The 5371-nt window shown below is 72.9% G+C and carries 6 protein-coding genes; 2 read left to right on the top strand and 4 right to left on the bottom strand.

What is annotated here, in order from left to right; genetic code table 11:
- The 3 genes from ACFFNX_RS41055 to ACFFNX_RS41045 form a co-directional block, all read right to left on the bottom strand.
- Positions 1-409 (bottom strand): phosphotransferase (locus tag ACFFNX_RS41055; RefSeq protein WP_378211589.1); only part of this gene is annotated, 409 nt, incomplete at its 3' end.
- A gap of 105 nt (positions 410-514) precedes the next feature.
- Positions 515-1666 (bottom strand): acyl carrier protein, encoded by a 1152-nt coding sequence (locus ACFFNX_RS41050; RefSeq protein ID WP_378211588.1) that lies wholly within the window; start codon positions 1664-1666, stop codon positions 515-517.
- Positions 1667-1876: 210 nt separating this feature from the next.
- On the bottom strand, positions 1877-2809 hold the full coding sequence (locus ACFFNX_RS41045) for a helix-turn-helix transcriptional regulator (RefSeq protein WP_378211587.1): 933 nt from the start codon (positions 2807-2809) through the stop codon (positions 1877-1879).
- A gap of 95 nt (positions 2810-2904) precedes the next feature.
- Between ACFFNX_RS41045 and ACFFNX_RS41040 the strand changes: the two genes are divergently transcribed.
- Positions 2905-3645, top strand: coding sequence for an alpha/beta fold hydrolase (locus ACFFNX_RS41040; RefSeq protein WP_378211586.1), 741 nt, complete (start codon positions 2905-2907; stop codon positions 3643-3645).
- On the opposite strand, the gene ACFFNX_RS41035 is transcribed toward ACFFNX_RS41040, so the two are convergent.
- Complete coding sequence (locus tag ACFFNX_RS41035; RefSeq protein ID WP_378211585.1) at positions 3634-4146, bottom strand: SRPBCC family protein; 513 nt, start codon at positions 4144-4146, stop codon at positions 3634-3636. The two genes, ACFFNX_RS41040 and ACFFNX_RS41035, sit on opposite strands and share 12 nt — an antisense overlap.
- Before the next feature lie 185 nt (positions 4147-4331).
- Here ACFFNX_RS41035 and ACFFNX_RS41030 point away from each other — a divergent pair.
- The coding region (locus tag ACFFNX_RS41030; RefSeq protein WP_378211584.1) for a bifunctional transcriptional activator/DNA repair enzyme AdaA at positions 4332-5371 on the top strand (1040 nt) is incomplete at its 3' end.

Genomic DNA, 5371 nt, shown 5'->3' with positions numbered 1-5371 from the left:
GCTCGGGGGCGGGCCGGTGAAGCGCCGTCAGGAAGGCGGCCAGGACGGTCGCGGCCTCCGCGCCTCGCGTGACGGGGGCGCGGTCGGCAGGCGCGCCCGGCACCCACGTGGTGACGATCCAGGGCCGCGGAAACCGCGCGGAGGGCTCGCCGAGACGTTGCGGAACGGGAACCGGCAGCGGAAGGCGCGGAGCGAGGGCGGGCAGCCAGGTGTGCTCCTTGCGCAGCAGAGCGTCCGCGGACCGCGTCGCCCAGGGCAACCGGACGGCGAGGTCGTCACCGAGCCGCCACAGCTGGTTGTCCCAGCCGCGCGCGCCGAGCCGCACCGGGTGATCCGCCAGGTCGGGGTGCTGGTCACGCAGCAGATCCCGCACCAGCTCCGCGGTGACCTCGATCTCGGCGTGCGTCATGCGGAGCAACGGTAGCCCGACGACGGCCGGCCCGTTCCGATCGCCGAGCCGGGTACGGGCTCGCGGCGAGACAGACGAGATCGCGTCCGGAGCCTCCGTGGCCGGTCACCGGGAGCGGCGCGCCTTGAGGATGTAGTCGGTCGCGTCGCGGACGGTCTTCAGCCTCTTGATGTCGCCGTCCGGGATGCTGATGTCGAAGCGCTCCTCCGCGGCGACGACGACCTCCACCATGGTCAATGAGTCGATGCCCAGATCTCGCCGGAAGGACCTGTCCGGCCGGACGTCCTCGCCCGGTACGTCGGCGGTCTCGTGCATGATCTCGGCCAGGCCCGTGATGATCTCCTCCCGAGCCGAGGTCATGTCCCGGGTGCCGCCATCCGGTTGTTCCTGGAGCGTCGCCGGTCGGCCGGCGCGCGTGGGCCGGGAGTCCCGGCCGCACAGGCGCGCGGCGACGGTGGCCGCGTCCCTGGGTCGCTCGCCGGGCCGCTTGGCCAGCAGGTCCATCACCAGAGTGCTCACGTGGTCGTCGATGTCGGGCCGCACCGATCGCGGGGGCACCGGGGTCTGGTTGAGGTGCTGGTAGAGGATGGCGCCGACGCTTGAGCCGGTGTCCACCCATGTCGTCCCGGTCAGCAGCTGGTACAGCACGCAGCCGAAGGAGTACAGGTCGGTGCGCTCGTCGACGGTATGACCTTCGATCTGCTCGGGCGCCATGTAGAGCGGAGTGCCCGCCACCGACCCGGTGGCGGTGATCCTGGTGGCGCCGGGGAGGCGCGCGATCCCGAAGTCACAGACCTTCACCCGGCCGTCGTCGGTCAGGAAGAGGTTGGCCGGTTTGATGTCGCGGTGCACCACCCCGTGCCCGTGGGCCGCGGCGAGGGCGTCGAGGATCTGCACCGCCCAGTCCCGCACCTGGGCGATGGGCGGTCCGCCCGGATGCTCGTGCAGGACCGCGGCCAGATCGCGCCCCCGCATCAGCTCCATCACCAGGAACAGCAGGCGCAGACCGCCGTCGGTGTGTTCGTCGATGTCGAAGACCGTGGTGATGCCGGGGTGGTTCAAGGCTGCGGCGATCTCGGCCTCCCGCCGGAACCGTGCGATTCCGGCCCCGTCGGCCGCCTCGCTCAGTGGGAGGATCTTGACCGCGACCGGGCGGCGCAGGCGCAGGTCCACGCCCCGCCACACCTCGCCCATCCCGCCCCGGCCGACGGGCGCCTCCAGCCGATATCGCCCGGCCAGCTCCATACCACTGCGCATCAACTCTCCTCAGCTCTGACCATGGGGATTCGCGAGTCGGCCGAGTGGGCGAGCGGCGCGTTCGGCGGTGGAGACGCGGGCGTGGCCGAGCGCCGGCCCGCCGTGAGGGTGATCGCTGCCCGTTCTCACCCCTCCGGATCGTACCGAAGCCGGCTTCGTAGCGGCCGGGGTCCGAGCCGGGTGCCGGGCGAGGCACGGGACGCGCGGTGGTCAGCTCGACCGGAGCAGGCGTTCGCCCAGCTTCCGTACTGCTCCGCGCAGCTCCGGCGGCGTACGGACGGTGAACGGCCACCCCAGCCCGGCCAGCATCTGTGCCATGCCGTCCAGGTGTTCGGCGCGGGCCCGCAACAGCACTCCTCCGGGCACCTCGGTGAGCGTCGCCACCGTCGGCGGCAGCCGCCGCCGGGCCTCGGCGAGCGTGGTCTCCAGCACGACCTCGACCTCATGGGCGTACGGGACGGACGCGAGCGAGGCCGTCACATGCGCGACGACGTCGAACCCGCCCGGGTCGGCGAACGTGACCGGGAGCGGCTCGGCCGCGGCGACCCGGTCCACCCGGAAGGTGCGAACCTCGCTGTGCCGGTGGTCCAGCCCGGAGACGTACCAGCGGCCGGAGTGGAAGACCAGGCCGTAGGTGTCCAGTTCGCGTTCGCTGTCCTCGCCGCGCCAGGACCGGTACCGCAGCCGTACCCGCCGCCGGTCGCGGGCCGCGGCGGCCAGGACCAGCAGCGAGGACGCGTCCGGCGGCGGCGACTCGCGCGCCGGCATCGTGAACCCGAGGGTCTCCCGCAGCGCGGCGACGCGGTCCCGCAACGACGCCGGCAGGACACGATGGATCTTCTCCAGCGCACCGTCGGTGGCGATGCCGAGGCGCCGGCCGACGAGGAGGCCGAGCACGACCGCGACCGCCTCGTCCTCGCTGAACATCAGCGGCGGCAGCTTGTAGCCGGGCAGCAGGCGGTAGCCGCCGTACCGGCCGCGCCGCGCCTCCACCGGAATGCCCAGGTCGGCCAGGCGCAGGGCGTAGCGGCGCACGGTGCGCTCGTCGACGCCGAGCGCGTCGGCCAGTTCCCGGCCCGTGAGCTCCCGGCGGGCCTGCAGCAGCTCCAGCATCGCCAGCACACGAGTGGTCGGATGAGACATCGGATCCTCCCTGGGCAATTCTGCCCGTTATACCGGACGGGCCTTGTCCGGATTCACCCCTAGGTTCGGGACCAGGCGCAACGAAAGGACGTGTGATGGCGACATATGTACTGGTCCCGGGGTTCTGGCTCGGCGGCTGGGTGTGGGAGGCGGTCGGCGCGCGGCTGCGGGCGGCCGGGCACGAGGTGCACCAGGTGACGCTCACCGGCCTCGGCGACCGGGCGCACCTGGCGACGCCCGAAGTCGGCATCGAGACCCACACCCTCGACGTGGTCAACACCCTGCGGTACGGGGACCTGCGGGAGGTGATCCTCGTCGGGCACAGCGGTGGCGGGCTGCCGGTGGCGCAGGCCGCCGACCGGGTCTCCGAGCGGCTCACCCGCGTGGTCTACCTGGAGTCGGTGCCGCTGCCGGACGGGACGCGGCAGTTCGACGTCAACCCGCCCGAGGCCCGTACGGAGATCGAGCGGCGCGTCGCCGAGGAGGGAGAGGGCTGGCGGCTGCCCCCGCCGCCGTTCGCCGAGGTCGCGGAGGACCCGCGCAACCTGGCCGGCCTGAACCCGGCCGACCTGCGCCTGCTGCGGGAACGCAGCGTGCCCCAGCCGTTCGCGACCGCGACCGAGCCGCTGCGGCGCACGCACCGCAGCACGCCCGTGCCGGAGACACTGATCGCCTGCATGTTCGCGGAGGAACAGGTACGGCGGATGATCGCGGACAAGCACCCGATGATGGCCGGCTTCGACGGCGTGCCGCAGGTGGTGCCGTTGCCGACCGGGCACTATCCGATGCTGTCGCGCCCGGACGACACCGCGCGGGCGCTGGCCTCACTCGCCTGACTCGGCGCGTTTCCTCAGCGCGGCGTTCATCGCGTCGAAGCGGTCGCAGCTCGCGGCCAGGCTCCCGTGGAGGAACGGCACGGCGATGCCGCGGAACGTCTCGGCCTGGGTGAACCGCACCCGCCCCGCGCCGGCCGCCTCGATCGTGAACCGCTGCTCGCCGTCGGCCAGCCCGCCGATCTCGTGATAGTGGCTGAACCAGCGCAGCTCACGGCCCGCCTCGGCCGCCCGTACGGTCGGGCGGACGGTCGAGGTGCCGCCGCTGGAGTGCAGGCGCAGGGTCAGGGTCTCGCCGACGGCGAGGCGGCCAGCCACGTCGGTGACCTCGGGGTTCCAGCGGTCGTAGGAGCGCAGGTCGGTGAGGACCTGCCAGACCCGGGCGGGGGAGGCGGCGATCTCGGTGGAACGCGTCACGGTATAGGGGTGGGAGCGGCCCCACAGGTAGAAGCCGGCGAGGACGATGGCGGGCGCCAGGATGCCCGCGATCAGCCGGTTGACCATGAACGGGAGCATGCCACAAGCGCCGCACACCGTACGCACGGGGAGGAGTTTCCCTCCGTGGGATATCTCGCACCCCGTGGTCGCGGGCGTGAACGGTCGCCGCACACCCAGCGGATCTGTGTGACCCACCTTGGTGTCGGATTCTCGCTAGCGTGGGCTGGTGGGCAGAGGCGATGCTTGAACGCATGCATGAGGACGTAGAACGCTGTGTACGCGCCGTACGGTCCAAGGACGCGCGGTTCGACGGCTGGTTCTTCACCGGTGTGCTGACCACCGGGATCTACTGCCGGCCGAGCTGCCCGGTGGTGCCGCCCAAGGCGGAGAACATGCGGTTCTACCCCAGTGCCGCGGCGGCCCAGCAGGCGGGGTTCCGCGCGTGCAAACGCTGCCGGCCCGACGCCAGCCCCGGCTCACCACAGTGGAACGAGCGCGCCGACCTGGTGGCCCGCGCGATGCGGCTGATCGCCGACGGCGTCATCGACCGCGAGGGCGTGCCGGGCCTGGCCGCGCACCTGGGCTACAGCACCCGGCAGATCGAGCGTCAGCTGGGCGCCGAGCTCGGCGCCGGCCCGCTCGCGCTCGCCCGCGCCCAGCGCGCCCAGACCGCCCGGCTCCTGATCGAGACCAGCACCCTGCCGATGAGCGACATCGCGTTCGCCTCCGGGTTCTCCAGCATCCGTACGTTCAACGACACGGTCCGGGAGGTCTTCGCGCTCTCGCCGACCGAGCTGCGCCACCGCGTCGGCCGCGGCCGGCCCGCCGAGACATCCGGGACGCTCACGCTACGGCTGCCGTTCCGTGCTCCGCTGTGCCCCGACAACCTGTTCGGTCACCTGGCGGCGACCGCCGTGCCCGGCGTCGAGGAGTGGCGCGACGGAGCGTACCGGCGCACCCTGCGGCTGCCGCACGGCCACGGGATCGTCTCGCTGCGGCCGGGCGCGGACCACGTCACCTGCCGGCTGTCCCTCACCGACCTGCGCGACCTGGCCAACGCGATCAGCAGATGCCGCTGGATGCTCGACCTGGACGCCGACCCCGTCGCCGTGGACGATCTGCTGCGCCGCGACCCGGTGCTGGCGCCGTACGTGGACAAGAGCCCCGGGCGGCGGGTGCCGCGCACCGCGGACGGCGCGGAGTTCGCCATCCGCGCCGTGATCGGCCAGCAGGTGTCCACCGCCGCGGCCCGTACGCACGCGGGCCGGCTCGTCGGCGCACTCGGCGAGCA

It is taken from the genome of Actinoallomurus acaciae, assembly GCF_042429965.1.
GTDB lineage: Bacteria > Actinomycetota > Actinomycetes > Streptosporangiales > Streptosporangiaceae > Actinoallomurus > Actinoallomurus acaciae.
This window is presented reverse-complemented; position numbering and strand designations above follow the sequence as displayed.